The following is a 2,402-nucleotide window of genomic DNA, read 5'->3' on the forward strand; positions in this document are numbered from 1 at the left end:
CTCCTTCTCCTTTAATGATGACATCAACAGGATACTTATTTAGAAAGTATGTAGCATCATACGATACTTCAGGTCCACCCATTATAATCTTAGAGCCATCTAGAGATAACCTATCAATAATTTTTATAAATAAGGATATATTCCATATATAACAGCTGAATCCAAGTACATCAGGATTGTACTCTTCTATATCACGTATGATTTTCTCTAAGGGATCCTTGATGGTATATTCAAAGATATCTACAGGAAAATCACAGTTAGCTTTAAGCAATCTAACTGCGTTGTTTGTATGGATATACTTTGCGTTGATACTGATTAATAATACTTTCATAAAATCACCACATTTATTGTAGCACATTAATGTTTTAAAAGGTATGTTATGTTACAATATAGTAGGTGGTGATTTTCATGAGTAAATTTGATTTAGTAAGCAATTATAAACCTATGGGAGACCAAGTAAAAGCAATTGAATTTCTTGTCGATAACCTTAATAAAGGGGTTAAAGAACAAGTACTTTTAGGTGCAACTGGAACTGGGAAAACATTCACTATAAGTAATGTTATAAAGCAAACAGGTAAGAAAACTCTTGTTTTAGCACATAACAAGACATTAGCCGGACAGCTATATAGTGAGTTTAAACAGTACTTTCCTAACAATAGGGTAGAATACTTTATCTCATATTATGATTATTATCAACCTGAGGCATATGTTCCATCTAGAGATATGTTTATTGAGAAAGATGCCAGAACAAATGATGAGATTGACGAAATGAGACATTCAGCTACAGCATCGTTGTTAGATAGAGATGATGTCATAGTTGTTGCTTCGGTATCATGCATTTATGGTATTGGTAATCCTGAAGATTATAAAAACAGTATGCTTACTCTCCGTGTTGGAGATATGATCGGGAGAACCAACTTAATGAGAGGATTAGTTGATATGTTATTTGAACGAAATGACTTTGATTTTAACAGAGGAACATTTCGTGTAAAAGGAGATATCATTGAGATTTTGCCAACCTATCAAAAAACTGTCGGTATTCGCGTTGAACTATTTGATGATGAGATAGAACGTATAAGAGAGTTTGATATCGTTACAGGCGAAATTTATAGCAATTACGATGTATTCTCACTATTCCCAGCAACACAGTTCATAACAAATAAAGATAAGATACAAGAAGGTATACAGAGAATTGAACAGGAACTAGCGGATCAGATTAAGTATTTTAAAGATAATGATAGAATATTAGAAGCTGAACGTATAAAACAAAGAACCAACTATGATATTGAAATGCTCCAAGAGATAGGATCATGTATGGGTGTTGAGAACTATTCAAGACACCTTAGTCTTAGAGAAGAAAATGAAACACCCTATACATTAATGGATTTTATGGGTGAGGATTTCTTAATGGTTGTAGATGAGTCTCATGTATCATTGCCTCAAGTAAGAGGTATGTTTAAAGGGGATAGATCAAGAAAACAAACATTAGTAGAATATGGTTTTAGGTTACCTAGTGCACTAGATAATAGACCATTGAACTTTGAAGAGTTCAAAGGAAAGATACCACAGGTAGTATATTTAAGTGCCACTCCAGGAGATTACGAGTTTGAACAGACTGATCAGGTTGTTGAGCAAATAATTAGACCAACTGGATTATTAGATCCAGAGATAGAGATAAGACCTAAGAACGGGCAAATAGATGATATAGTAGCGGAAATACTAAACAGAATAGAACAGAAACAAAGAACATTAATCACTACACTAACAATCAAAATGAGTGAGGACCTTACGAATTACTTAAAGGAGATTGGAATCAAAGTAGCGTATCTTCATAGTGAAGTAAAATCACTGGATAGGATTGAAATCATTAGAGATCTTAGATTAGGTGTCTATGATGTTCTAGTAGGGATTAACTTACTAAGAGAAGGATTAGATATTCCAGAAGTAAGCTTAATATGTATACTTGATGCAGATAAACAAGGATTCCTACGTAGTGCAAGATCACTTATCCAAACAATTGGACGAGCTGCACGAAATAGTGATGGACAAGTTATTATGTACGCAGATAAGCTAAGTGATGCGATGAAAGAAGCTATCGAAGAAACGAAACGTAGAAGATTGATTCAAGAAGAATATAACAAAGTGAATAATATAACTCCAACAACGATTATAAAAAGTGTTAGAGATAGCATAAGTATTAAATCTGAGGTGGAAGATGAAAAACCAATAAGTAAGATGACGAAGAAAGAAAAAGAAAAAATGATTTCAAATCTTGAAAAAGAAATGAGATCTGCTGCTAGAAAACTTGATTTTGAAAGAGCGGCAGAGTTAAGGGACATATTAATTGAAGTAAAGACGTTATAGTTTCTATATTATATATATAGGAAGTAAATCAAACAAAA

General features: G+C 32.9%; 2 protein-coding genes. One reads left to right on the forward strand and one right to left on the reverse strand.

From position 1 onward, the window contains the following. Positions 1–331: cobalamin-dependent protein (locus tag AC2LE6_RS01235; protein WP_484477412.1), on the reverse strand; the 331-nt coding region annotated here is incomplete at its 3' end. A gap of 77 nt (positions 332–408) precedes the next feature. Here AC2LE6_RS01235 and uvrB point away from each other — a divergent pair. Continuing rightward, positions 409–2,364, forward strand: a complete 1,956-nt coding sequence (uvrB, locus tag AC2LE6_RS01240; RefSeq protein WP_484477413.1) for an excinuclease ABC subunit UvrB — start codon at positions 409–411, stop codon at positions 2,362–2,364. Positions 2,365–2,402 lie beyond the last annotated feature (38 nt).

Source organism: Candidatus Izemoplasma sp. (genome assembly GCF_982632705.1).

Excerpts from the sequence above, each read along its gene's own strand:
- uvrB (WP_484477413.1), top strand. The coding sequence starts at position 409 with ATGAGTAAATTTGATTTAGTAAGCAATTATAAACCTATGGGAGACCAA.